The organism is Campylobacter pinnipediorum subsp. pinnipediorum, assembly GCF_002021925.1.
Classification (GTDB): Bacteria; Campylobacterota; Campylobacteria; order Campylobacterales; family Campylobacteraceae; genus Campylobacter_A; species Campylobacter_A pinnipediorum.
Map to the genome: position 1 here is coordinate 1,017,492 of NZ_CP012546.1, position 26,567 is coordinate 1,044,058.

Annotated in this window: 28 protein-coding genes; 12 read left to right on the top strand and 16 right to left on the bottom strand. The window is 28.2% G+C overall.

All coding sequences use genetic code 11. From position 1 onward, the window contains the following. Positions 1-5 precede the first annotated feature (5 nt). Genes CPIN17260_RS05285 through CPIN17260_RS05310 form a run of 6 tightly spaced genes read right to left on the bottom strand, consistent with a single transcriptional unit; the run spans position 6 to position 7,436 of the window. Positions 6-1,331, bottom strand: coding sequence for a sodium ion-translocating decarboxylase subunit beta (locus CPIN17260_RS05285; protein ID WP_078406071.1), 1,326 nt, complete (start codon positions 1,329-1,331; stop codon positions 6-8). Further along, on the bottom strand, positions 1,331-3,148 hold the full coding sequence (locus CPIN17260_RS05290; protein WP_078397934.1) for a biotin/lipoyl-containing protein: 1,818 nt from the start codon (positions 3,146-3,148) through the stop codon (positions 1,331-1,333). Before CPIN17260_RS05290 ends, CPIN17260_RS05285 begins: the two co-directional genes overlap by 1 nt. Before the next feature lie 19 nt (positions 3,149-3,167). Next, positions 3,168-3,404, bottom strand: a complete 237-nt coding sequence (locus CPIN17260_RS05295; RefSeq protein WP_069636781.1) for an OadG family protein — start codon at positions 3,402-3,404, stop codon at positions 3,168-3,170. Between the two features lie 17 nt (positions 3,405-3,421). Beyond that, a complete protein-coding gene (locus CPIN17260_RS05300; protein WP_078397935.1) occupies positions 3,422-4,765 on the bottom strand; it encodes a sodium-dependent transporter in 1,344 nt (447 codons plus the stop codon). Further along, positions 4,765-6,096, bottom strand: coding sequence for a sodium-dependent transporter (locus CPIN17260_RS05305; protein WP_078397936.1), 1,332 nt, complete (start codon positions 6,094-6,096; stop codon positions 4,765-4,767). Before CPIN17260_RS05305 ends, CPIN17260_RS05300 begins: the two co-directional genes overlap by 1 nt. 5 nt (positions 6,097-6,101) lie before the next feature. Further along, the gene (locus tag CPIN17260_RS05310; protein WP_078397937.1) at positions 6,102-7,436 is read right to left on the bottom strand and encodes a sodium-dependent transporter; all 1,335 of its coding nucleotides are present in this window, start codon (positions 7,434-7,436) and stop codon (positions 6,102-6,104) included. A gap of 784 nt (positions 7,437-8,220) precedes the next feature. Between CPIN17260_RS05310 and CPIN17260_RS05315 the strand changes: the two genes are divergently transcribed. The 11 genes from CPIN17260_RS05315 to CPIN17260_RS09195 all read left to right on the top strand — a co-directional run bounded on the left by CPIN17260_RS05315 (position 8,221) and on the right by CPIN17260_RS09195 (position 17,707). Further along, complete coding sequence (locus CPIN17260_RS05315) at positions 8,221-9,390, top strand: alpha-hydroxy acid oxidase (protein WP_069636634.1); 1,170 nt, start codon at positions 8,221-8,223, stop codon at positions 9,388-9,390. A gap of 865 nt (positions 9,391-10,255) precedes the next feature. Next, a complete protein-coding gene (locus tag CPIN17260_RS05320) occupies positions 10,256-10,837 on the top strand; it encodes a hypothetical protein (RefSeq protein WP_078406073.1) in 582 nt (193 codons plus the stop codon). A 206-nt stretch (positions 10,838-11,043) separates the two neighbouring features. Further along, a complete protein-coding gene (gene dgt / locus CPIN17260_RS05325; RefSeq protein ID WP_069632004.1) occupies positions 11,044-12,450 on the top strand; it encodes a dGTP triphosphohydrolase in 1,407 nt (468 codons plus the stop codon). Positions 12,451-12,465: 15 nt separating this feature from the next. Beyond that, the gene (locus CPIN17260_RS05330; protein ID WP_069632003.1) at positions 12,466-13,866 is read left to right on the top strand and encodes a hypothetical protein; all 1,401 of its coding nucleotides are present in this window, start codon (positions 12,466-12,468) and stop codon (positions 13,864-13,866) included. Between the two features lie 535 nt (positions 13,867-14,401). Next, the gene (locus CPIN17260_RS09405; RefSeq protein WP_110109157.1) at positions 14,402-14,647 is read left to right on the top strand and encodes an ABC transporter transmembrane domain-containing protein; all 246 of its coding nucleotides are present in this window, start codon (positions 14,402-14,404) and stop codon (positions 14,645-14,647) included. 690 nt (positions 14,648-15,337) lie between these two features. Further along, positions 15,338-15,613, top strand: coding sequence for a hypothetical protein (locus CPIN17260_RS09410; protein WP_226997041.1), 276 nt, complete (start codon positions 15,338-15,340; stop codon positions 15,611-15,613). Positions 15,614-15,642: 29 nt separating this feature from the next. Next, positions 15,643-15,804 carry a hypothetical protein gene (locus tag CPIN17260_RS09180; protein WP_157887336.1) on the top strand — a complete coding sequence of 54 codons (162 nt, stop codon included), beginning with the start codon at positions 15,643-15,645 and terminating at the stop codon, positions 15,802-15,804. A gap of 574 nt (positions 15,805-16,378) precedes the next feature. Beyond that, a complete protein-coding gene (locus tag CPIN17260_RS09185) occupies positions 16,379-16,540 on the top strand; it encodes a hypothetical protein (protein ID WP_157887337.1) in 162 nt (53 codons plus the stop codon). 78 nt (positions 16,541-16,618) lie between these two features. Next, the gene (locus CPIN17260_RS09190; RefSeq protein ID WP_157887338.1) at positions 16,619-16,771 is read left to right on the top strand and encodes a beta-barrel domain-containing protein; all 153 of its coding nucleotides are present in this window, start codon (positions 16,619-16,621) and stop codon (positions 16,769-16,771) included. 212 nt (positions 16,772-16,983) lie between these two features. Continuing rightward, complete coding sequence (locus tag CPIN17260_RS05345; protein ID WP_078440694.1) at positions 16,984-17,250, top strand: TolC family protein; 267 nt, start codon at positions 16,984-16,986, stop codon at positions 17,248-17,250. A gap of 307 nt (positions 17,251-17,557) precedes the next feature. Next, on the top strand, positions 17,558-17,707 hold the full coding sequence (locus CPIN17260_RS09195; RefSeq protein WP_157887339.1) for a hypothetical protein: 150 nt from the start codon (positions 17,558-17,560) through the stop codon (positions 17,705-17,707). 1,173 nt (positions 17,708-18,880) lie between these two features. Here the strand turns inward: CPIN17260_RS09195 and CPIN17260_RS05350 are convergent. Then, positions 18,881-19,861 carry a hypothetical protein gene (locus tag CPIN17260_RS05350; protein WP_141071273.1) on the bottom strand — a complete coding sequence of 327 codons (981 nt, stop codon included), beginning with the start codon at positions 19,859-19,861 and terminating at the stop codon, positions 18,881-18,883. An 808-nt stretch (positions 19,862-20,669) separates the two neighbouring features. On the opposite strand from CPIN17260_RS05350, the gene CPIN17260_RS05355 reads away from it, so the two are divergent. After that, positions 20,670-21,164: a calcium-binding protein gene (locus CPIN17260_RS05355; RefSeq protein ID WP_157887340.1), complete on the top strand. Its 495-nt coding sequence runs from the start codon at positions 20,670-20,672 to the stop codon at positions 21,162-21,164. Between the two features lie 1,084 nt (positions 21,165-22,248). Here CPIN17260_RS05355 and CPIN17260_RS05360 read toward each other — a convergent pair. The 9 genes from CPIN17260_RS05360 to CPIN17260_RS05400 form a co-directional block, all read right to left on the bottom strand. Then, a complete protein-coding gene (locus CPIN17260_RS05360; protein ID WP_078440696.1) occupies positions 22,249-23,334 on the bottom strand; it encodes a hypothetical protein in 1,086 nt (361 codons plus the stop codon). Positions 23,335-23,339: 5 nt separating this feature from the next. Next, the gene (locus CPIN17260_RS05365) at positions 23,340-24,005 is read right to left on the bottom strand and encodes a hypothetical protein (protein ID WP_078440697.1); all 666 of its coding nucleotides are present in this window, start codon (positions 24,003-24,005) and stop codon (positions 23,340-23,342) included. Then, positions 23,986-24,180: a hypothetical protein gene (locus CPIN17260_RS05370; protein WP_078440698.1), complete on the bottom strand. Its 195-nt coding sequence runs from the start codon at positions 24,178-24,180 to the stop codon at positions 23,986-23,988. The genes CPIN17260_RS05365 and CPIN17260_RS05370 overlap by 20 nt, the downstream gene beginning before the upstream one ends. After that, positions 24,170-24,583, bottom strand: a complete 414-nt coding sequence (locus CPIN17260_RS05375; protein ID WP_069637480.1) for a DUF5675 family protein — start codon at positions 24,581-24,583, stop codon at positions 24,170-24,172. Before CPIN17260_RS05375 ends, CPIN17260_RS05370 begins: the two co-directional genes overlap by 11 nt. After that, positions 24,580-24,894 carry a phage holin family protein gene (locus CPIN17260_RS05380; protein ID WP_069637481.1) on the bottom strand — a complete coding sequence of 105 codons (315 nt, stop codon included), beginning with the start codon at positions 24,892-24,894 and terminating at the stop codon, positions 24,580-24,582. The genes CPIN17260_RS05375 and CPIN17260_RS05380 overlap by 4 nt, the downstream gene beginning before the upstream one ends. Then, the gene (locus CPIN17260_RS05385; protein WP_069637482.1) at positions 24,887-25,147 is read right to left on the bottom strand and encodes a hypothetical protein; all 261 of its coding nucleotides are present in this window, start codon (positions 25,145-25,147) and stop codon (positions 24,887-24,889) included. Before CPIN17260_RS05385 ends, CPIN17260_RS05380 begins: the two co-directional genes overlap by 8 nt. Further along, positions 25,147-25,482 carry a hypothetical protein gene (locus CPIN17260_RS05390; protein ID WP_078440654.1) on the bottom strand — a complete coding sequence of 112 codons (336 nt, stop codon included), beginning with the start codon at positions 25,480-25,482 and terminating at the stop codon, positions 25,147-25,149. The genes CPIN17260_RS05385 and CPIN17260_RS05390 overlap by 1 nt, the downstream gene beginning before the upstream one ends. Continuing rightward, complete coding sequence (locus CPIN17260_RS05395; RefSeq protein WP_078440699.1) at positions 25,479-25,847, bottom strand: DUF1353 domain-containing protein; 369 nt, start codon at positions 25,845-25,847, stop codon at positions 25,479-25,481. Before CPIN17260_RS05395 ends, CPIN17260_RS05390 begins: the two co-directional genes overlap by 4 nt. Before the next feature lie 205 nt (positions 25,848-26,052). Further along, on the bottom strand, positions 26,053-26,559 hold the full coding sequence (locus CPIN17260_RS05400) for a hypothetical protein (RefSeq protein WP_078440700.1): 507 nt from the start codon (positions 26,557-26,559) through the stop codon (positions 26,053-26,055). Positions 26,560-26,567: the final 8 nt, after the last annotated feature.

A 26,567-nucleotide genomic window follows, 5' to 3' on the forward strand; every position in this document is an offset into this window, starting at 1 on the left:
CTTTTTTATTTAAATATTGATAATAATACACCGGCAGCAACAGCTGAACCAACAACTCCGGCCACATTAGGACCCATAGCATGCATCAATAAAATGTTAGTGCAATCCTCCTTAACACCTTCTTTATTTACAACCCTAGCAGCCATAGGAACAGCGCTAACACCAGCTGCGCCTATCAAAGGATTTATTTTTGTTTTTGAAAATTTATTCATTATTTTTGCCATAATAACACCACTAGCCGTTCCTATAGCAAATGCTATAAGCCCCAAAACCAATATACCAAGTGTATTTGGAACTAAAAATTTTTCTGCTGCTAGTTTTGAACCAACAGAAAGACCTAAAAATATAGTGATGATGTTTATAAGTGCATTTTGCATAGTATCACTAAGCCTTGATACTACTCCGCACTCTTTCACTAAATTTCCAAATGCCAAAGCTCCTATAAGTGGTGTAGCATCTGGTAAAATCATAACACATAAAATAACAAGAGTTAAAGGAAAAAATATCTTTTCAATTTGACTAACTTCTCTTAATTGAACCATTTTTATTTTTCTCTCTTTTTCGGTTGTTAAAGCTCTCATTATAGGTGGTTGGATTATAGGAACCAAAGCCATATAAGAATAAGCAGCAACAGCTATCGCTCCAAGCAAATCAGGAGCCAGTCTAGAAGCTAAAAATATAGCGGTAGGACCATCGGCACCACCTATAATACCTATAGCAGCAGCATCTGAAAGTGAAAAATCAAAAAATGATGTATACTGAGATAAAGCCAAAGCACCTATAAGAGTAGCAAATATACCAAACTGAGCAGCACCACCTAGTAATGCTGTTTTTGGATTTGCCAAAAGTGGACCAAAATCAGTCATAGCCCCTACTCCCATAAATATTATAAGAGGAAATAATCCAGTAGAAATTCCAAAATTATAAATTATCCCTAAAAAACCATCAGGTCCGGCTATATCAGCTATAGGTATATTTGCAAGTAATCCACCAAAACCTATAGGAATAAGAAGTAGTGGCTCAAAACCTTTTTTGATCGCTAAATACAAAAGTAAAAAGCATATAAAAAACATTATAATTTTTCCAAAACTTTGATTAAACTTTGATATAGGGTTGCCATCATGATCTTTTACATCATCGCTGGGGTTTAAAAAAGTATAAACCCCAGTTGTTTTATAAAAATTTGTAAATAATTCGCCTATACTTTTTTGTTTATACTCAACTTTACTGTTTTGAGAAGATGATTCGCTCGCAAAAATATTTGTAAAACAAAAGCAACAAATAAAACTTAGTAGTAAAATTTTTAAAATAAATCTTTTTTTAAAAATCATTACTTAAACCTAGCCAAAATTTGACCATTTGCTACACTTTGTCCTTGTGAAACCTCTATACTAGATATAATGCCATCTTGTGGAGACACTATCTCTATTTCCATCTTCATAGCTTCAACTATAAACACAACTTGTCCTGATTTTACGTTATCACCAGGATTTACAAGTATTTTAAAAATACTACCAGGAAGACTTGAAGTTATACAAGCCGAGTCATCAGATGATGAGCTTGTAGGTTGATTTTGATTTGTTTCTTGGCTTGAAACTTGTTTGATTTGTTTTATCTCAACACCATCAGCAAAACCTTCACTAACTTCAACATTATATCTATTTCCATTTACAACAACACTATATTTTCCAATATTTGAGTTATTGTTGCTATTACTTGGTGCTATAGATGTTTTTACTGTATTGTCTATCTTTCTTACATTTACTTTAGTTTCACCTTTTAAAAATGCGATACCTTTTTCTTTACAAGCAGCAACTATAAATAAATTCTCATCAGTAACTTCTATATTTTCTTTTTCTAAAATTTGTTGAGTGTATTTAAGAGTTTTTGTTTCATCAAGGTCAGCCAAATCAATAGCATGTTTTGTAGTAGGCTCTAGTCCAAGTTGCTCACTTGCTAGTTTTACTATGTTTTCATCTGGTTTAACTGGTGTTTTACCAAAATAACCAAGAACCATTTTTCCATATCCATCGGCAATTTTTTTCCATTTTCCAAACATTACATTATTAAAAGCTTGTTGGAAATAAAACTGACTAACTGGTGTTACACTAGTTCCATATCCTCCAAGTTCTACAACCTCTCTCATAGCATCTATAACTTCTGGAAATTTATCCAAGATATTATTATCTCTCATCATTTGAGTATTTGCAGTCAATGCTCCACCTGGCATAGGAGAAAAAGGTATTATAGGACTTACCTGAGTAGCTTCAGGCGGTATAAAATAATCTTTTAAACAATCTTTTAATGTGTTTTCGTATGTTAAAATTTTATCTATATCCAAACCTAGATCATAATCTTTGCCTTTTAAAGTATGAAGCATAGTAAGTATATCTGGCTGTGATGTTCCTCCACTTACTGGACTTGCAGCCAAGTCTATACCATCTGCTCCGGCTTCTAGAGCAGCTAAATAACAAGCTATACTAACACCAGCCGTTTCATGTGTGTGAAGTCTTAAATGTGTATTTTCTGGAAGCAATTTTCTTGCCATTTTTATGGTTTCATATACTTTTTGTGGATTTGAAGTACCGCTAGCATCTTTAAAACAGACACTATGATAAGGAATACCAGCATCTAGAATTTCTCTTAATATCCTCTCATAAAAAGCAACATCATGAGCACCAATACATTTTGGTGGAAGGTCCATCATAGTTACAACTACCTCATGTTTTAAACCATGATGAAATATTCTTTCTCCTGAATATTTTAAATTTTCAACATCATTGAGTGCATCAAAATTTCTTACAGTAGTAGTTCCGTGTTTTTTAAACATCTTAGCATGAAGGTCTATTATCTCGCGGCTTCCAGTATCAAGAGTTACTGTATTTACACCACGAGCTAAAGTTTGTAAATTTGCATCTTCTCCTACTATCTGTCTAAATTTATCCATCATAACAAAAGCATCTTCATTTAGATAAAAATAAAGACTTTGAAATCTAGCGCCCCCACCAAATTCAAAATGTGTTATACCTGCATTTTTTGCCGCTTCAACTGCCGGAAAAAAATCATCCATAAGAACTCTAGCTCCAAATACAGACTGGAATCCATCTCTAAAAGTTGTATCCATCACATCTATAAATTTCTTAGCCATCTAAATGCTCCCTTAAATTTTATCTTTTTTTAAAATTAGATATAGCAACACTAATAGCTGCAACCAACTCGTTATTATTCTCTTTTTTAAAACATATTTTTTTGTTATCGTTGTCTATTATTTCATTTTTTATAAATTTATTTATAAACCTACCTTGAATACTAAGTGTAAAAATCATAATAACTAAAAATAAAAATACAGAACTCATACCAAGAACCATAAAACTAAAACCCTCAGAAACAAGATTTATATTCATAATCCACTCTTTCTTAACTAGTTGAAAAAAATTATATTAATCATAATAGCAAGAATGCTTATTGGTGCAACAAATTTTATAATAAAATACCATATGTTAAATACTAATTGTGTTGCATATGGAGCAAAAAGTGTTTGTAATGCCTCTTTTTTTATAATATAACCAACAAAAATAGCTCCACCTATTCCGCCTATAGGAGACAATATATTAGAAGCAACATAATCAAGAAAATCAAAGAAATTCTTACTAAAAAATAAAATGCTATCTCCGACATCTTTTATATATGACAATATACAAAATACTCCTATTATAAATATAGCTAAGCTAACTATAAAAAGTGCTTTTTGCCTTTGTATTTTAAATTCCCTAATCATAAAAAATACAAATGGCTCTATAAGGGAAATAGCAGAAGTTATAGCGGCAAAACTAAGAGATATAAAAAACAAAACGGCTAAAGCATTTCCAATAATACCAAGCTTTGAAAATAAAGTAGGTAGCGATATAAACACAAGACCAGGTCCTTGAGAAGGCTCTCCTCCAAACTCAAATACAAATGTAAATATAATAAGCCCCATCATTATAGCAAGTAAAATATTTATAGCTACTATACTTATAGTAGATGTAATAAAGTTTGTTTCATTTGACAAAGAGGCTGAATATGTAATGATAATAGACATGCCTAAAGACATCGTAAAAAACGCAAGGCCAAGAGCTAAAAATAGTGAATTTAAAGTTATTTTACTAAAATCAGGAATAAGCAAAAACTTAGCCGAATCGACAAATCCATCCATTGTAAAAGAATAAGCAAGCATCGCCAAAAGAGTAATAAAAAGTCCTGGCATCATCCAAAAACTAATCTTTTCGATACCGCTTTTTACGCCTTTAGAAAGTATAACAATACAAATTAAAAATGCCAATATAAAGAAAAATATTTGTCCATAAATATCAGTTGTTATAAAATCCATAAATAAAGTTTTAGAGCTTTCAATATCACTAGGTAATGTTAAAAAAGATATATATATGTATTTTAAAACCCATCCGACTATAACAATATAATAACTAGCAATAATAGCAGCTGTAATCATAGTAAGCATGCCGAAATATCCCCATATTTTTTTATTTTTAGGAGCTAGTTTTCTAAATGAATTCACACTATCACTTTCGCTAAGCTTTCCGATACTAAGTTCCCCTAAAAATACAGGAACTCCTATTAGAAAACATATAAAAACGTAAAGCAAAACAAACGCCGATCCACCATTTTCTCCAACAATATATGGGAATTTCCAAGCACTACCAAGACCAACAGCGGATCCAGCCACTGCTAATACATAACCTAACTTACTAAAATACTCTTTCGCCACTAAATTATTCCTCCAATCAAAACTAAAAATACACAAACTGGCGCTATAAAACGCAATAAAAAATACCAAATTTGAAATATGTGTTTTCCCATATAAGGTATAAACAATTCTTTTAAACTTTCATATTTCATAAAATATCCGACAAAGATACAAAATAATATACCGCCAATAGGAAGCATGATATTTGAGCTTATAAAATCCAATAAGTCAAAAAACCCTTTCCCAAAAAAAACTAAATCATCTTTTATTCCATCTATGTTTGATAAAGCACATAACACTCCAAGTATATAAACAACACTTCCTACTATAAATATAGCTTTTGTTCTTGTTAGATTAAAATTTTGTGTTAAAAATAATATACAAGGCTCAACCATTGAAATAGCGGATGTAAGACCCGCAAAAACAAGTGCAAGAAAAAATACAAAACATAAAACATTGCCAAGAAATCCAAGCTTTGCAAATAATGTAGGCAAAGACACGAAAGCAAGTCCTACTCCATCTGTAGGAGATGAATTAAACTCAAAAACAAATGTAAATACTATAAGTCCTATAATTATACTTATAATAATATTTAAAACAACAACATATAAAGATGATGTAAATAAATTTGTTTTATTATCAAGGTTTGTGGAATAACTAAGAACAGCACCTATACCTATGCACATCGTAAAAAATGCAAGCCCCAATGCCATAAAAATAGTATGAGAGTTTATCTTGGAAAAATCAGGAACAAGCAAAAACTCAGCTGCCTTAGAAAAGCCATCCATACTGAAAGAATAACCTAGCATCAACATTAAAAGCAAAAAAAGAGTAGGAATCAACCATAAATTTATCTTTTCTATACCTGCTTTAACACCTTTTGTTAATACGAAAAAATAGGCAATAAATGCTATCGTAAAATATAAAATTTGCTCAAAAGAATTTTTTGAAACAAAATCATTAAAAATCTTTCCGGAAATTTCAATATCACTAGGCAAATTAGAAAAAGATAAAAAAACATATTTTATAACCCAACCTATAATAAGAGTATAAAATGATGCAATTAAAACACCTGTTATCATAACTATACCGGCAAATTTCCATATATTTGGACCTTTGGTAGCTAATGTTTTAAATGCATTAACAGTATCTTTTTGTGAAATTTTACCCATAGCCATCTCAGCAAAAAATATACTAAGCCCAACAATCAAAGCAAAAATAAGATAAATAAGGACAAAAGCTGATCCACCATTAATACCCACCATATATGGAAATTTCCAAGCATTTCCAAGACCTATGGCAGCCCCAACTATAGATAATATAAAACCTATTTTAGAAAATTTATCATTCATCGGCACTACTTATAAATTTGATATATCATAATTAACAAAATAGCCACAGGGGCAACAAACCTCAATAAAAAATACCAAATTTCAAAAAATGTTTTATTCATAAATGAACTAAATAAAATATAAAGCCCATCTTTTTTGATAACAAATCCAACAAAAAAACTAAAGACTATAGCTCCAATTGGCATTATTATATTTGATGTTAAATAATCAAGAATATCAAAAAATGGCTTACCTAAAACATTAAACGATGTTGGCTCATAAAATGATAATATACACATAAAACCAAGAATATAAACAAAACAAGCTATATATAATAAAGCTCTTTTTCTAGAAATTTTTAATTTATTTATAAGGTAAAAAGTAAAAGGTTCTATCATAGAAACAGCACTTGTTATTCCAGCAAATAATAATGAAATAAAAAACATAAAAGATAAAATATTTCCCATAATTCCTAGCTTTGCAAATAATGTTGCAAGGCTCACAAAAATAAGCCCAGGTCCTCCTTGTGTAGTATCACCGCCATATTCAAATACAAATGTAAACACAACAAGCCCCATCATTACACCAACTAAAATATTTATAGTTATTATGGATAACGTAGACTTAACCAAATTTGTTCCATCTGGCAAACTAGCAGCATATGTAGGAACAGTGCAAACACCCATAGAAAGTGAAAAAAAAGCAAGGCCCAATGCTTGAAGTATGATATCAGGTGTTATCTTGCTAAAATCAGGGACAAATAAAAATGAAGCCGCTTTAACAAAACCATCTCCTATTGATAAAGAATAAGCAAGCATAATTATAAGCAAAATAAAAAGACTAGGCATCATCCAAAAATTTAGCTTTTCAATACCACTTTTAATGCCTTTTGAAACAACAAAAAATACCATTGCAAAAACAACACTAAAGCATAAAAACGAATTAAGAAACTCATTTGATATCAAATTATTAAATGCTTTTCCAGCCTCCTGTGTTGTAGTAGGAAGTTTATCAAAACTAAGTATAACATATTTTAAAATCCATCCTATAACAAGCAAGTAAAAAGATGCTATCAAGATGCCACCTATCATAAAAAATCCAGCTAAAGACCACTGTTTTTTATATCTAGGTGCAAGTTTTTCAAAAGAATGGACAGGATCTGTTTCTCCTAATTTTCCTATGCTTAATTCTGCTAAAAAAGCTACAAAAGCTACAAAAAATGTGAGTAGTAGATATATAACTATAAAAGCTGAACCGCCATTATTTCCAACCATGGTTGGAAATTTCCATGCATTTCCAAGGCCAACCGCAGAACCAGCCATAGCCAAAACAAATCCTATTTTTGAAAATTTATCTGTCATATAACTCCCGAGATATTACTTAGTATAAAAGTAACAAAATATCATGCATACGATACCATAAAAAACTTTTGTTTTATCTAAATAATAAATATTTTTTTAATACTTTTATACATGCTGTGTTTTTTTGAAACAAAAGATATTAATTATCGCATATTTATCTCTTATATAACTATCAAGCAAATAAACTATATCAACAAATAATATACTCATTTTATCACGCAAAAAAACACAACGAGCAAAACTATCTATACTATAAACACCAATAGTACAAAAAACTAGCAATGGAGTTTAAATACTCACTTTTTTGCTTTTTAAGTTTACATTACTTATGTATGATAGCACTAATATCATGCTTTTACACATTTAATTTATAAAATAACAGAATGGGGTTTGATATAAATGCAAATAACAAAAATGTGCTTGGTAACAAAATAAAAAGTAGAGAAAAATAGTTGATGTGAAGTTAAATTTTATTTAAAAGGTTGAGAATTTGAAAACATTTATTTAAACATGCACACAGCTTGCTAAATCAAGCAAAACTAAGTGGTAGCAATAAAGCAGTTCAAAATATTTGCTAATAAAATAAATTTAGCTCTTGTTAATTAACCCATTAATATATCTAACTGATGTAATTTTTAAATTATAGATAGTTATGATAGCTATCTTTTTTTTGATTATTAAAAAACGTTTGTTTACAATTAATAAATAAAAAATTAATTATCATTATTATTTTTTAATATATAATAACACAAAAATTATTTTTTTATTTTTTCAAGGAGATATAATGGGTAGACCTCAAAAACCTTTTCACATTGATGTAAGGTATCCAAGTGTAGAACATTTGCGTATAAAAGCAAAAAAAAGAATGCCTCGTTTCGCATATGATTATTTAACAGAAGGTTGTAACGATGATTTAAATGTTACTAAAAATACATCTGAAATCAGAGAGATAGAAATGGTTTCAAGATACTTGACTGATTTTAGAGATTCAGATCCTCAAGTGGAGTTATTTGGTGAAACTTATGACGCGCCATTTGGTATAAGCGCTGTTGGGCTTCAGTCTCTCATGTGGCCTAAAACTCCACAATATTTGGCTAAAGCAGCAAAAGAACACAATATACCTTTTATGCTTTCAACAGTTACAACTATGTCTATAGAAGAGGCAGCTAAAATTACAGATGGTAAGTTTTGGTTTCAACTTTATTATCCAAAAGACAAAGAACGTCGCGAGGATATTTTAAAGCGTGCTTGGGATAATGGTTGCAAGGTTCTATGTCTTCTTTCTGATGTTCCTACCTTTGGTTATAGACCAAAAGATGTTTATAATGGTCTTGGTATGCCTCCTGCTATGTATATAAGAAACATATTAAATGCTATGACTAAACCAACTTGGGCCTTTGAAACACTTTTAAATGGTGGTATGCCTCGTTTTGAGACATTAGAAAAATACATGACAGAAAAGATGAATCTTCAACAACTTGGTATGTTTATGGATGATTTCTTTGATGGAAAGCTAACAGTTGATAGGATAAAAGATATTCAAGATATTTGGCCTGGAAAAATAGTCATAAAAGGTATATCAACTGTTGAAGATACTCAAACAGCTATAGATTTGGGTGTGGATGGTATTATAGTATCTAATCACGGTGGAAGACAGCTAGATGCTGGTCCAACGAGTATAAAAACTCTTCCTGATATAGTAAAAGTAGGCAAAGGTAAGATAAAAATCATGATAGACAGTGGTATGAGAACAGGACCTGATATAGCAAGAGTTATAGCTTCTGGTGCTGAGTTTTGTTTCTTAGGAAGACCATTTATGTATGGCACTGGCGCTCTTGGCTCTAAAGGTGGCGATCAAGTAGCTCAAATCCTAAAAAGAGAATTTATTCAAGTTATGCAACAGCTAAACTGCCCTAAAGTAGAAAACCTACCAAATTTCTTATACAAAAAATAAGATACTTAGCCCACTTTTTTCGTGGGCTAAAGCATATAAATTATATGCTTATAAATTAAAAATATACTAACTTTTAATTATTGCAATATAGTTCAAATTTTTTATATGTATGTATTTTATAATATTTGTTTATTATATGCATTTTTTAGAAATTTTATAAAAATAAAATAGTTTAGTTTTTAAAACTACATAGCTTACTCTTTCAGAGTATCATAAAGTATTTTAAAACTATCTTGCTACTATATTATCTTTAAAAATAGTAGTTTACATGAATTTTTAATTATTGTTTTTTTACTTTAAAAATCAAACGAATTAATAAAAAATTTAGTGGTTGATAATAAAATTTAAAACTGGCGTTAATTTTAACAATGACAACAAAAACAAATAGTTTTATCTTATAATATAAGCATTCTTTAGATTGTGCTAATACTACAAAGCTAAGAATAAATTTGATTTTTTAATTTTAAATTCTTCTTTGTTATATTAGGGCGAAAATACTTTTTGTTTGACAAGTCTGATAAAAATCTTTAGTTAGGGGCTATTCTTAAAGCATCTAAAAATATTATTTTAAAACAAAAATGATAAGTTTAATAATGCGATATATAAAAAACATTTTTGTAGAAAATGAACAGTATATAAGCAAAATAAAAAATAAATATAAAGAATATTATAAAAATTCTGGACAAAATTTTGTAGTATTTTTAGCACAAATTTGAATTTTATTTATTGATAGATATTTTAAAGATAGTCATTATTTTATATATAAAAATTAATTTTAGGATATTACCAATAACTAAACGTTCAAAAATTATTTCTTACAATATGCTAAAATGTAATTTTATAAACAAGATATAAGGAAATTAATATGCTCAGTATAAAAGAATATTTAATTAAAAAATATAAAGAGTACACAAATCAGAATATTAATGATTGTATAAGAATAAGCTATCATTATAATAAAATAAGAATAAATTTATATTTTGATGCCTATGATGAGGATTGCCCAAATTTAACTATCGTTTTAATAAATAATAATGTCCATTATAATTCAATAATTAATATTGACAAACTTGAAAATGGAACTCCATATCTTCCAGAAATTACAAAAGAATTACTAAGCAGTATATTAGATGAAAATAAAAAACTTGCTAGTTTTTATAATGATTTTAAAAATAAAATCTTAAACTCAGATTTTAATATATACAGTTATGCGAATGTTCATATAAATAGAAATATAAGAGATTATAATGAGGGGTTATTTTTACACCATATACGAAGAGCAAAAATGAGTAATGCACAATTTGAAAGATTATCAAAATTACTAAATATTGATACTAAAATCCTAAGAAAAATACAAGCTAGCGGTAAAACTATAGTTTTAACTTCAAATTATGAAAAACGAAAAAAACTAATTGTCATTTTAGAAAAAGAGAATATAAATATATAGTTAAATATAAAAAAGACACTCATTATGATAAAAAAATTATTAAAAATTGATTTAGTAAAACAATTAAGCTAAAGTTATAAAATTTTTTGGATTTTATAAAATAAATGAGTATTTAATATATGCTATTTCTTATTATTTTATAATTAAATAAGAGTTGTTTAAGTAAAATAAAGTTTAACTAACATAAATCCATACTTGGGGCAAATATGAATGACGAAGCTAAATCATGTAAAAAATTAGAAAATGAAGCAGATAATTGTATGTGCGAATATGCATATAAACATAAAAATGTAAATAATTGTGATAAAGATAAAGAAGAAACTTACAGAACAACTCTAAGAAGACAAAGGGATAAAATTCTTTATACTGGTGGTTTTAGAAGGCTTCAAGATAAAACCCAAGTTATGCCTGTGTTAAAAATGGGTGATCATAGAACCAGGCTTACTCATACATTAGAAGTAGAACAAATAGCTATAAGCGTGGCTGATGCCCTTAGTTTAAATAAAGATTTAGTTTCTGCGATAGCTTTAGGGCATGATGTTGGACATACCCCTTTTGGACATTCAGGGGAAAGAACATTAAATGATTTGCTTGAAGGTAATGGTGGTTTTTATCATTCAATACAAAGTGTTAAATATATTTGGGGAAATTATGGCTCCAAGATTGATAATAAAGTCTATGAAGGCATATTAAAACATGATTCAGATATGTTTTCTATAAATAAACAAATTGCAGACAATCAAGACCTGATAACCTTTAATATAGAATTAGATGAAAATTTTAAAAAAGAATTCATAGATTTTTTAAAAGACGAATTAGGCACACCGCCAAGCACCCTTGAGGCTCAAATTGTTATATGGGCAGATAAAATAGCTTATATTACCCATGATTTTGAGGATTTTTATAAAAGTGAATTATATAATGAAATAATTAAAAAAGATAAAACCTGTCAAGAACAACTAGAAAACATACTAAAAAAGATTACAGGTAAGAATATAATAGAATTGCAAACAAGAGATTTAATCAGAAGTTTAACAAATAACTTAATTGAATCTAGTTTTAAAAATTTACAAAAACATAAAATAAATATGGATACCAAAGATGAGACTGGAAAGAAAATTGACCAATGTATAAATGATATAACCAAAGATGAAAAAGAACATTTTAAAAACAATAAAGAAATCTTAGAAAAATTAGAAAAATTAGAAAAAAATCTGCAAAATGCAGAAGATTCCGAAAAAGAAAATATAAAAAAAGATATTAAAAAATTAAATAAAATTCAAAGACAAGCTTATCTAAAAGGGCAGATTATAAATATTGATACAGAAATTTTTAATGAATATTTAGAACTCAGAGAAATTGTAGACAAATATTATATAGGAAATATAAAAATTAAAAAAAGCGATATAAAAGGAGAAAAAATTATTAAATATTTATTTGAAGATTTAATGAAGCATCCTGAAATTTTACCAAAAGAATATAATTGTGATAAACATACAGAAGAAAAAGATAGACAAAAAAAAATAGCTTATTATATATCTACAATGACTGATGATTATGCTAGAAAAATGTATTTGCATTTAAATTCTTTGATTGATGATTTTGAAATTTAATATATTGGATACAAAATGAAAGAACTTTTAAAAGACGACAAACTATTTGAAATAATAAAATCAAACTATGGGAACATAGCTCAATTTATTAGCATATCTCCAAAAAATATTGAAAAACCTAAATTAGTTGTAATAAATAATTTAAACTCATATGAAAGTTTAAATACTAAATCTTTAATAATGAAACTTATAGACTCTTCCAGAAGCGGTATGGTTAACATACGTAGCTTTAGTAAAGTAAGCGCAAAAGGACATAAGTTGCATTACGGAAAAGAAAAAAAAGATATTGAAGAAATATTGCAGATAATCAAAGCAAATGCATCTAATAATATGTATTCTATAATAAACGAAAATATAGATATAAAAGATGGTGGTGTATCAGGTGTTGTTCTTGGTAATATTATAGAATTCTCACCTGACGATACTCCAAAATGTGTTGAGAAAGATGGAATTTGCAAATTTGGCAAAGAATTAGGTTATATGCTGTTAAAAAAAGTATATGGTTTCGTTCCAAATATCAATTTTACTAAAGATTATAGAGTTGAATTTAGTATTCACCCTAATAAAGAAGGAGTTAATAAAGAGCATACTATTTTATGGGAATATGAAAAATTTGAAAATTATAATTATAATGAAAAAATCTCATGGCCAAATAATTTTTCAAAATTTTTAGGAGATAAAGTTTTTGGTCTTTTAATAGCAGATTGCTTAGGGTTTAATATTCCTTACACTACTGTCATTTCTAGAAGAGTTGCGCCATTTACTTTTGGTAAACACACAGGTTCAAGCGAAAAATGGTTTAGAACTTGTCCTTTAGTTAAAGAACCAGGAAAATATATAACAAAAGATAGTTGGCTAGACCCATTTGACACTATTGCATCTGAAGAAAAAAAAGGTAACCAAAAAATGAATTTAGCTAGTGTTATATCTCAAGAAAGCGTTGAAGCGAAATTTTCAGGAGCTAGCATTGTTTCTAAAAATTTTAAAGATGATATTATTGAAGGTGTTATCGGCAAAGGTGATTCTTTTATGGTTGGTCTTGAGCCATCTCAAAAATTACCGAAAAATATATTAAATAAAATTTTAGAAGTCCACAACAAATTAAGAAGTCACATGGATATTTTAGGAAATAAATTATCTATAGAGTGGGTTTGTGATGGTAAAAAAGTTTGGGTAGTTCAACTTAATCAATTAAAAAACGATTCAACAATAACAAGCCAACATACAATAGTAGACAAACACGCTTCATCATTTATAAAATTTAATACAGATGAAGGGTTAGATGCTTTAAGATTATTAATAAATGAAATTAAAAATACTGATGTAGGAATTGAGCTTGTAGGGAATATTGGAATAACTAGTCATTTTGGAGATATTTTAAGACAAAATAATATCTCTTCTTATATTTCTAATTGAAATTTAGACAAAATTAAATACGAATTTAATTATTTTATAATTATAATTTTATTTAATATAAATTTATAGTCTACATAAATTAAAAAAATAAATTAATTTAAACTATAGACAAACAACAACACAAAGACTCTTATAAAAACAGCTCTTAGCTCACTTAGGCTAAGGGTTACTATAAACAAAAAAGCACCATTTGTGGTTCAAAAACAAGATAACACTTTTTTTACTATTTTAAAAGTTTTAGAAGATGGTGATAAGTACTTAATTTATGATGGTGAAAATGAAGCAAGAGAGATAAGCTAAGAAGAACTTACAGTAATAACAACTTTAAAATTTATAGTATCAACACATAAGGCATTGAGTTCACAAATCAAATTTGGTTTTGCTTGGTTTTATAAAAGAATGCTTGAGTTTAAAAGAATTGTATTTGAGATATAAATAGCTTCATTTATCATGCAACTATTTGGTTTAATTACTCCACTCTTTACCTAAGTAGTTCTAGACAAGGTTTTAACACATCATAGCATTAGCACGCTAAATGTTATTACAATTGCATTTTTTGCTGTTATTATCTTTGAAATGCTTATCACTATGTAGAAACTACATATTTGCTCACACAACTACTAAAATCGATTCAAGATTAGGCAGTGAGCTTTTTAGCCATTTAGTTTTTCTTCCTATGACCTACTTTAAAAATAGAAAAGCAGGAAATATAGTAGCGAGGATAAGAGACTTTATAGCAGACAAATTACAGTATTGCTTGATATTTTATTTATTGCTATGATGCTTTTATATAGCGTAAAACTAACTTTAGCTACAATAGAGTTTGTAGCGGTAATTGCTTTAATATACTTTTTTATAACTCCTATTCTTAGAAAAAACTTGAAGATAAATTTCAAATGGGAGCCGCGAACAACTCTTATTTAGTTGAGTCAGTTACGGGTATGCAAACAGTAAAATCCCTAGATATTGAAGGTAGTATGCAAAAACAATAGGAAGAGTATTTAAGCAAATATGTAAGATCTAGTTTTGATCTAAATAATTTAAATAATATAGCAGGAGCCTTACAAAAACTAATGACTTTAAGTATACTTTACCTTGGTGTTGGACTTGTATAATAGATGGAAAGTTAAGTGTTGGACAATTAATTGCATTTCAAATGTTTGCAGGTCAGTTTTTAGCTCCAATTATGCGTTTGGTTGGTCTTTGGAATGAGTTATAACAAGCACTTTTAAGTGTAGATAGATTAGGAGATATTTTAAACTATTATCTTTAATTTCTACAAGAGAGCTATCTTTTTAGTGGAAGCACAAAAAGTAATATCACATTTACATCTACAAATGCTAGTATAAAACAAGTCATTCAAGTAGCTCTCAAGCACATGAGTTTATAAGTGAGCTTCCAAATGGATATGATACCTTAGTAGGAGAAAGAGGCTCAAGCTTTCAGTGGTGGTCAAAAACAAAGAATTGCAATAGCAAGAGCACTTATAAATAATCCAAGAATTCTTATATTTGATAAAGCAACATCTGCATTTGATTATGAAAGTGAAAGCTTTATAAACAAAAACATTAACAAAATAAAGCACAATCATACATTTACAATAATACCCCACAGACTTAGTACTGTAAAACATTGTGATGAGATATTTGTAATAGATAAAGGTGAGATAAAAGAGCGTGGTACTCATGAAGAACTTATGGCACTAAATGGATATTGCAAAAACTTATATAACAAACAGGTATCTTAATATGAGTTCAGAATATAGCGAGAATATATATGTTTAAAATATTTAAAGATATAAAAGATGATTCACATGAGTTTAAGCCAACGATTATTGAGATTGAAGAGACTCCACTAAATCCAATAGGAAGATCAGTTATTTGGATAGTTATTGCTATTATAATATTTGGGTTTTTTGGTTATTCTTTGCAAAAGTAGATATTGCTGTAAGTGCAAGTGGCAAGTATATACCAAGTGGAAATATAAAGATATTAAAACCATTTGAAAGCGGGATAATCTCTCATATTCTTGTAAAAGAAGGTGATAAGATTAAAGCCAAGCAACCTTTGATTATTACTTGATCCTAATGTATCCAAAAGTAAATCTTGCAACAAAAGAAGAGAGCTTGAAAGCTTGAAAATACTCTATAACAAGATTGGAACTTTTGGCAAATAAAGATAATTTTGTAAAAGATTCAAATTTAAGCATAGATGAAAAAGCTCTTTATATAAGCCAAAAAATAAACTATGATAAAACCACATCTTAATATAGCTTTAAAATAGAACAACTCATAAACTCCATTAAAGCAAAATAAAGAAGACATTAAAAGCTAGCCTTACTAAAAAATATTGCAACTAAAAGAATGCAAAAACTAAATAAAGTAAAAATATTATAGCTTATAAAGAATATGAAGATGCAAAAATTAAAGAGCTTGATTTAAAATCACAACTTATAGTCTCAAACAAAAAGTTGCTTATAGAACAAGCCAGACTAAACGAGATTAAAAAAGAGTTTGAAGTATTTAAAAGTTTTATCTAAATCAAAAAGGGCGGATAAACTTTTATCTAAGAAAAAAGAGGCAAGTTTGGTTCGTGCTGAGACAAATGCTCTAAACTTCCAAACAAAACAGCAAATCATAACTTCACCGGCTGATGGCTATATTGAAAACTTTTAGTTCACACCATTGGATCATCTATTAGTAATACTGAACAACTTTTGTCCATAGTGCCATCAAATAATCATTAGTGCAAATATGCTAAACAAAGATATTGGATTTTTAAAACTTAACCAAAATGTTTCTATAAAAATAGATGCTTTTAACTTTCAAAAATATGGCAAGATAGATGGCAAACTAATACATATTGCAAACGACTCTATAAAGGATGAAAAACTGGGTGAAATTTAGGAGATAAAAGTCAAGCCCTTAAAAACAAATTTAATAGTAGACGGAGAGCTTAAAGAGATAGAGTCTGGTATGAGCGTATTGGCCTTAAGGAAAGGTAGGAAAAAAGAGTTATCGAGCTTTTTATATACCCTTTCATTAAATACCTAGATGAAGGGCTTAGTGTTAAATGCAAAAACCGATTATTTTAGCTTTTATATCTTTGACGAATATATTTGTTTGCAAAAGAAGCTTTGTATGATTATGAATACCTGCTAAATAAAGCCAAAAAAGACTCACCAACTATAAATATAAAAAAGCTAGATATTAAGATAGCCAAAGAAGATACTAAATTTCAAAAGGCTGACTTTTATCCAAGATTACTATTTAGTGCTTTATCTCAGTATTCAGATACATTTGATAAAAATTATAATTCTATACATGTAAGAGAGCTTACTTCCAAACTCTACCTCTTATCAAAGTCAAATATCAATCATACTTAGATATGGTATATTTACTCTTGGCAAAGATATATTAGAACTTAAAGCTGCTGAAGAAAACGAAACAAGAGCTACTTATGATAAATGGAATTATAAAATAGAACTCAGTTTAAACTTGCTTGAAAACTACAAAAAAGCACTAAATTTAAAAAACAACATAGATATATACACCAAACCAGAAAAGGCATATAGCTCACTTAGTTGATACTTAAAAAGATTACAAGACGCAGGACAACTTGATGATATAAGTGCAAATAACTATAAATTAAAACATTTAAAACTAGAAACTAGAACCACGCTTTCGTCTATAATGGTAATAAGTAGCATAAAGATAAACTCATTAGATAAACTTGATGATTTTAGCGATGAGATGGGGATATATAACTTTACAGATTTTAACAACACATATAAAGCTAAATTACTCAAATCAAAGCTAAAAAATAATGAGCTTTTAAAATAATACTTAGAAAAAGCATACTATCCTGCTATATCTTTATATGGTAAATATGACTTTTATAGAAGTGATACTAAAAACCACTATGAATCTTATGAAGATATAGATAAACATAGTTATGAAGTAGGATGGGAGCTTTATAATAAAAGTAGAAGAAAGTCTAAAATAGAAAAACAAGAATTAGAAGCCAAAAAGATAGAGTATAAAAAAGTACAAGCTAAATTAGAATATCAAAAAGAGTTAGCTGATTTAAATGCATTCTTAGAAACCAAAAAACAGACAGATCAAATAAACAAACTCTACCTTAGAGGCGAGAGAAATAAGATAGAAATATTAGAATTATTAATTAAATCATTAAACAAAGAGTTGGAGCTAGACATTATAAACTCACAAGCAAATAACATAAAAGCAACTATACTCTATCTTCACAGATAAATAGATGTAAGTAAAAGATAAGCATTAAAAAATTGTATTAATGTAAATATTAATTTATTAAAACACTAAAATAAAAAATTAATTAAATAATCTTAAAAAATAACTATTTTAAAATATTAATTAAAAATTAGCTAACACAAATTTATTGATTTCACTATCTACTAATACATAGTTTAATTATAATAAATTAATATCATTAATCTTAATTATTATCTTAATAAAATATTTAGGTTTTAAAGAAGATATTAAAATTATTAAGATAAAATAACTTCATAGCCAATATGCGTTTTTACATAATTATGTTTTAGTATAATAAAAAATGAGGCTTTAAGCGGTATGATAAAGAAGCTATAAAAATAGAATAAAATTAAGCATAAAGATTTTGAAAATTAGCATCATGAAGTCATAGGTAAATCAATAGGTGTTCCGACAAGTATTTTATAAGTTTAAAGAAGTGTAAAAATCACATTAGATCCTTCGGATGAGCCCTCAGTGGAGAATGTCATTCAAAGCAAAGCGAAGAATCTCTTATAAATATAATTAAAAAATTAATATACAATCATTATCAAGAATTAAATTTTAGTTAATATAATTAATAATTATTAAATTTAAAAGTTTTGCTAGAATAAAAAGCATAAAAAACAATTCTCTTTATGCTTTTTATGTATTATAAATTAAATTCATATATAATATTTAACTTTAAGATATTTTACACATAATTTAAAATTTTAATTCCGCTATTTTTTATTTTTTCTGGTATTCATATATTTTTAAAGCCTCTTTAATAATGTCTTCTATGGCTTTTATTGATTTGTGAGACATTTCTTTTATGTAATCATCTGTTATTTTGTTATACCCTTCGCTGATTTTTTCTTCGTTGTTAGACCTTAGATAGTCAATTACAATAGCATAAGTATAAAAGCCTATCATAGAAAGTATATAAACGTTAAAATATTCATTTTTTTTACTTTCTTTAGTGATTAAATTATTTAACTTCGCATTTTTTTCACAATATTGGTTATATTCTTTAATGTATTTTTTAGCAAGATTTAAGCATATTTTTTCCAATTCTTTTGGTCTAAAATTAGCTATAAAGTTTTGCAACTTATTAATTTCTTCTTTTTCAGCATCTGTTAATTCTTCTTTTTCTTCTAATTCTTTTAGTCTAAAATTAGCTATGAAGTTTTGCAACTTATTAATTTCTTCTTTTTTTGATAGTTCATTAAATTCTTTAAATTTAACAAAAAATTTTAAATTATTATTTTTATTTGCCTCTTTCATCATATGCTGAAATTTATTTACCATTTCATTAATTTTAGAATATATATCAGAATTTCCAACAAAAAGTAGCTCATCTCTTAATTTTTTAAGTTGATTAAATATGTATTGTCCTGAAAATAATATATTAATGCTATGATCATGCAGTAATTGATTGCTAACTTGCCTGCATATATCTTTTAAAACTTTTTTTGCTTTATCGCTTTCTAAATTTATACTCTCTTGTTCTATAAATAAATTTAAATCAAAATTATATTCAAAGCTTTTGGTCAATTCGTTTATTAATTTTAAAAAGCTTTTTTGTATGTTCTTTTTTTCATCTACACTAAGATAATCATTATTTATATTATTAAAATAATTTAACATATCTTTTATTACATCGTTATATATATTTCCAACTTCTTGTAATGGGTAGCTTGTAAAACCATGGTTTTTATAATTTACCATAAAATTTGAAGCATTGAATATGTTTGTCGAAAAATTTCTTAGCACAGGCAATGAAGATATTTTTTTCTGTTCCCTTTGTTTCTTTTCTTGCTTTCTTGCCAATTTTATTTGCGTTATAGCTATCCACAACATTATGATAGTTAAAAAGTATATTGCAATATTTATTAAATTGGAAAAATTAATCGTGCTAAAATCTTTAATTAAATTACATATGGTTAAGTAAAATATATCTGTATTATAATTATTATTTTTAATGCCAAAAGAAAGATAACTTATTAATATAAGAATTAAGATGGCAAAAGATATTGGTAAAATAATTGATTTAGTTAAAAACTCATATATTTTTTTAAACATATTCTACCTTTCTAAAAATAAAAATTATAGCACATTAAATTTTTTATTTAAAATAAATTTCTAAACTAAATAGAGAGATTATTAATAATTTTTTAGGTATAAAACCAAAAAATAAATTTCAAAGAAACAACAACCGCTACATTGTATTATACTAGTAATTATGATAGAAAAAATATAATTAATTATATAAACTCAACTTATAAAAGCATAGTGGATGTTGCTTGTAAGTCATTATTAACCCAAACAAGACTAAAAGAATACATGGACGTTGCAGCACTTAATGTGGATGAAAAAAGATAAACAAGGAAATTATAAATATAAATTTTCTTTGAACTATAACGAAACTATTAAAAATTTCATAAGTACATAACACCAACCCTCAAAAGCATTTACTGATTTAGCTGGGTTTATTGATTTATATGAAGATAAAAGCAAAATAGTTAATGCTATCGATTTGCTTGAAAATTTTACCACAAGAGCTAAAGACAAAGAGCTTTTAACCGAATATTTAACTACATTATCAAAAGATACAAGTATAAAATTTTTTACTAGTTCTGGAACTAAAAATGATAAAGCACTAATTGGTCGAAATGACAATGACAATCCTTATGGCAATGAAGATAGTGATGGAGACAACGACACTATTAAATTTAAAGAAGGAATTAGCAGGAATGATCTAATATTTATAGACAATTCGCAAAATAGTTTGATTATAAAGATTAAATATACTACCGATTCCATCACTATACAAGAAATATTTAGATACAAAGATAATAGAAAGGGAATAAACAAGATAGAGTTAAGTGAGGGTAATTTTATATCAAGTACTCAAATAAATAAAGTTACAAAACAGCTAAAATCTTATACACAAGACAATGGTTTAACATCTATAACTCAAAATGATATACAAAACAATCAAGATATGATGCAAATTGGTATGAATAGATGAGGAAGTTAAAAGTTTAACTCTAGAGACTGCAATAAGTAACACATTAAAATACCAAGTCTTTCAATGACTTAGTATTCTAAATTCTTAAGTTAATATAGATTTCTTAGAAGAATTATTTATACTACAAATATAGTTGAAGGATTTAACAAATTATAAAAATTACTAAAACTTTACTAGTAATAATTTTCTCTATTTGAAATAGTATTCTGAGTTTACAATAATAGTTAAAAAACAAGACAAATCTATCCTACATTCAGCTAAAATCATATCTAAATTATCTATAGTTTTTCAAGATAGGCTTGATGGAGAAATAAGGCAAATCAAGACAAAATTACTTTCTAGACAAAGTGTTTATTTACACAAAATATGAGGTAGTCTTAATTGCTAAATATACCTTCATTTTTTCTATCTCTACATCCATTCTCTTCATCCCAAACCAACTATCTGATTCACTACCAATATCTGTCGTTAGTGTATTAGTTTTATTTTCTAAAGCCTTTTGTTTTTATAACTCTTTTTTGTTTATTTTTTCTATTATTCTTCTAATTTTTGAAAGAATGGCTGTTGTTATTTGTTTGATTTTATTAATTACTTTTGTAAAGATAGAGTCTGATTTTACAAATTATCTTGTAAAATTGATTGTTTTTTAATAAGTCCACAAATCTACTAACTGAGTTTGCAATGCTTATTGTTTTTATTTTTTCAGTTCTTGCGGTAATTTTCTAGTTCTTACACTATAGTCTTAATAATATTGATACTTCTTTATCTTTTAAGCTCAATTCTTCTAATATTGTCATCTATTATCTCCATATTAAACAATTTAATATTTTCTTGATTTACCATTTATATGTTTAGTTTATGTGAGTTATTATATTCTGATTGATTAGTATAAATTGCTTGTTTTTTAGGCTAAATGTCTTTTTTTGTTGACTCAAAACCAAATTTATCTAATTATTTTTTAGTAGTCAATAAAACAGTCAACAAAAAAATATTAAAAGCAAAGCAAAGCATTGAAATGTATAAAGGCTTTAAAACTTCGATTTTATAAGGCTTTGTGAAAGGTTTTGAAAGGTACCTAAAAGTATTAGTGGCGGACAGAAAAGCTATTAAACCCAGTTTCTAAAAATGCACCAAGCCTTTTATCAACTATCGTGCCACTAAACACATTATTGGTTATATTGCTTACAAGTTTGTCGCCTTGATAAACAGCTGATATTTTTTCATTATATGCAAACCCAAGAACATTTTTATCTATGTCTGTTAAAAACTCGGCACCCATATCAAGACCTATTATAGATTTTAAACCCTGTAAAAAGCTTCTATCGCCGATATAAGCATCCACTTGCTTATTATCAATATTTACAGCACCTACCAAATCACCACCAAATCCAAAGCGATTATCAAGCCCAGTTGCTACTTCTAAAGCTTCTGTAACAAGTGTTTGCACTGCTTTTAATGCTATAAACCCACCAATAGGAGATATCGTAGTTCCAAGTGCCGATAAGCTTTTGCTTATAGCCACATCTACACTTTTTTTAAGAAGTCCACTATAAACATGCTCTGCTATGTTTGAAGCATTAAACTTACCATCCTTAGCATAATCAAATGCAATACCAGCAAAGATTGAGCCAAGAGAGCCTAAATAAGCACCGCCAATACTCTCAAGCACATTTTCCAAAGCACTATCTTTATGTATCTCATCAGCAAGCCCTGCCAAACTACCAGCTTTATAGTATCCATTTCCAGAGATACCAATATTTCCAAACTCTCCAGAAGTTAAAGGATTTGTTTTACTAAATCTTACATTCTCACTATCACGGTTTGATAGCTCATTACCATAATGTCTTAAATCATTTATAGCATTTATAGCAACTTCAGCAGCATTTACAAAGCCGTCCAAGCTTCTTTCATAGTCTTTATATTCAAGTGATATTTGTATAGCACTTAGTGCAAACTCTGCAAAGTCTTCATTAAGTTGTAGTATTGCTTCTGTTAAAGACCCGCCTTGTTCTATAAACAAGCCTTTTAAATTTGGCATAGGCAAAGAAAAGGCATTGTAAAGACTTCCGCTCGCATAACTCTCATCAAAGTTACTTCCAGCAAGCTCATTAAATACATCATCGCTAAAATTATATGTAGTGTTTACAAAGTCTTTAAATGCGATATACATCTATCTTATTTCTTTCGCTCTGTCATTTTCATTTCTGTTGGTTTAGTGATACTTACATCATTTTTGATAAGCTCACTTTGTAAATCAAAAAAGAACTTAGTCATATCAGACGGCACTATCATACCGCCTTGTTGATTACCCTCTATAAAGCTTCCTAAAACACTAAGCACTTTTATTACTCTATTATCCTTTACTTGTCTATCTATCGCTTCTTGTTGGGACTGAGCCAGTTTATTTTCTTTTTCTAACTTTTTTATCTGAGCTTCAAGCATTCTTCCTTGTTTTTTAAGGTTTTCCAGCTCATCAGCTCTTTGTTCTGATAGCTTGGCATTTTTTATCTCTTGATTTTTTGTTTGCTCTTTTATCCCTTCTATGTTTGCATCCATAGCACTGCCTTGCTTTTTAAGGTTTTCAAGTTTTACAGCAAAGCTAAGGTCTTCATCTGCTAATTGCAAAGCTACCTGCATTGCTGTTTGTGTAAATTGCAGTGTCATTTGTGGAAGCAGTGCAATAAGTATCTTTATACGATAGTCATTTGTTATATTATACTCGTTAAATTTCTCTTCTAAAAACTTTATCGTTTCACTATACGGGCTATCTTTTTTTGTTGATAGCTCTAGCAGATCCTTTAGTCTCTCTTTATATACCTCATTATAGTTTGTATTTGTCATCTCTTTGTATTCTCCTGATTTTTGCATTTTGTAGAGTAAGAGTATTGTTTATATCCCTTACTCTTGAACTCATGCCATTATTATTTATTCTATCTACCGCATTTGATAGGTTCTCTATCTGTTGTTCTAAGTAATTAATCTTATTTTTTAATGCTTGCAACTCTTCATCTGACATCGCTTATTACCACCTTTAGCTCTTTACATCTTGTTAATTTTAAAAATTTATTTAAAGTATCTTTGCTTTTATACACGCCCTTATCATCATAACTAGCCCCAAGCAAGATACATCCTTTTGTGTCCTTTGGGTAATTCCCAGCATGTATCAGCACAAACCTATCTTTGGCTACGTTTTCATTGTGCAAGAGTGGCAATGTCGTTTTAAACTTAGGGCTAGAATGCCAAGAGACATGATAAAGTCCCTTTGGTATTCTTTTATCTTTGTTTCTTTCTATTGTGTCAGGTCCTGCTGGTTCTAGTGTGTAGCCATTTAGCATTATCTCATCATCACTATTTTTTAGCTCAAACTCGCCAATACTCCCATCGTTTATATCTTTTATTCTCATTATGTGAAGTATCATCTAATGCCTTTATTCGTTTTTGTCTCTATGAATTTATCAACTATGCTATTTATCCACTCAGCACCTCTCCAAGCGACAAACCCACCAACGGCCAAAGATAATCTTTCATGGTCTGTAAAATAGTATGATATTTCATAAGCAATCCAACAAAAAAACATACTAGATATTGCACCTGTAAAGAAGTTGGCTATCTTTCTTGTATTTGTCTTATCTTCACTATACTTATCATTTAAAAATCCAGCCACAAGACCAATAATTGCTATCCAAAGCAAATAACTATTTTTTTCAAAAAATATTAAGATATCATTCATCTATACATTCCTTTAAAAGTATTTCTATTTGTTTATAGTATTTAGATAGCTCTTTTGCTGTCTGTGGATTTTTTTCATCAAACGCTGGTTTATTTGGTAGCTCTACTTTACATTTCACTGGCACGTATACATCTTTATATTCTGTTTTTACTATCACTTGCTTATCAGCACAACCTGCTAAGATAATCAAAAAAACAACTACAAAGATATAAAATACAAACTTACAATTTCTGTTTTTAGTTTCTGTTTTCATCACGAAAGCTCCTTAAAAAGTTGCTCATAGTATTTTAGTTTTACATTACACTTGCTATTTGCTTTTGGTGTTGTTATCTTTTTAAATTTATCATCAAGTTTTATAAGCTCATTATTTAGTTTTTCTTTATCTACTCTTAGAATTTTTAGCTTCTCATTTTGAAGTTTTATTTTAGAGTTACAGTCACTAAGGTTTGAGATATAAAGCTCATTTGTTATCTTGCTCGTGTTTAGTCTGTATCTCAGTTCATCTATTTTATTATTTAAATGATTTATCCATAAAAAGCAAACAACTATAAGGGAGTAAGAGATATAATTAATATAATCTTTGATCATTGTTTATACCTTAGTTTGTGATACGCTCTACAGCTATAATAAAACAGCCTAGACTTAAATTTATTCACACTCAAAGTTAAAAGAGCTTTTAGAAGCATGTCATCGGCGTACTTAAAGTTTACATTTTTAAGTATGTTATCTTTGACAGTGCTATCAGCTACATCACATAAGTAATCGTGTAAGATAGTAGCTGATAGGTACTCAGGACTATTCGGTGGAAATATAGACCATAAAAGTCTAGGCACATTTGCACCATTGCTTTTATACCCCTTAGGTACTTTTATACTTTCAAAGATAAAATCTTCTACTACTTCGAATTTATCCTTACCAAAAGGTTTAACAATGACTCTGTTAAGTTTGTTCATATTTGTTTTAAAGTAGAATTACGACTAGAGGTTAGGCTAGAGTAGCAACCTCTAGCCTAAATTTTACCTCGGAAAAGAGGTGATTTTGATGCTTTCAAAAACCATATACACGATAATTATACTACTTTGTATAATTATAGTCAAGGCTTACTAAGCCTAGCCCCTTGTTGGGGCTAATATGGTTTTTCCCTCTAGCCGTTTCTACTTATCCCCTTTCTTTAAATTCTGGTAAATCTTTTATAACTTCATCAAGATTTATTTTGTTTAAATCAACACTACCAAGCGTTGCGAGTAGCTCGTATCCCATTTTCCACACCTTAGCTCGCCACCTACCAAAGGCTTCTCCTTCTTCCTTAAACTCATTCTCGTACCCTGCATAACTGCAAGCCGATACAATATTATCGTATCCATACTCCTGCGCTTTTTCATCTAAATGAGCTTGCACTCTATCCTTAAATTCTTGTATAAGTTTTTCTTTTGTGTATTCTTTTATATTCTTTGTCTCTATGATTTGAGCTACATATTTACCATCTACTTCTTTATACTCTACCGTTTGATAATCAGGGTTAATTTGAACTTCTGTAACAATAAGTAACCCAATCTTATTTAGTTCCTCTTTACTTAGTCTATCAAGATAGAATATACCATCTTCTGTGATTACACAACTATCAAATATAAACCTATTTTCTTTTTTGTCAAAGTATTTTTTCATTTTTTATC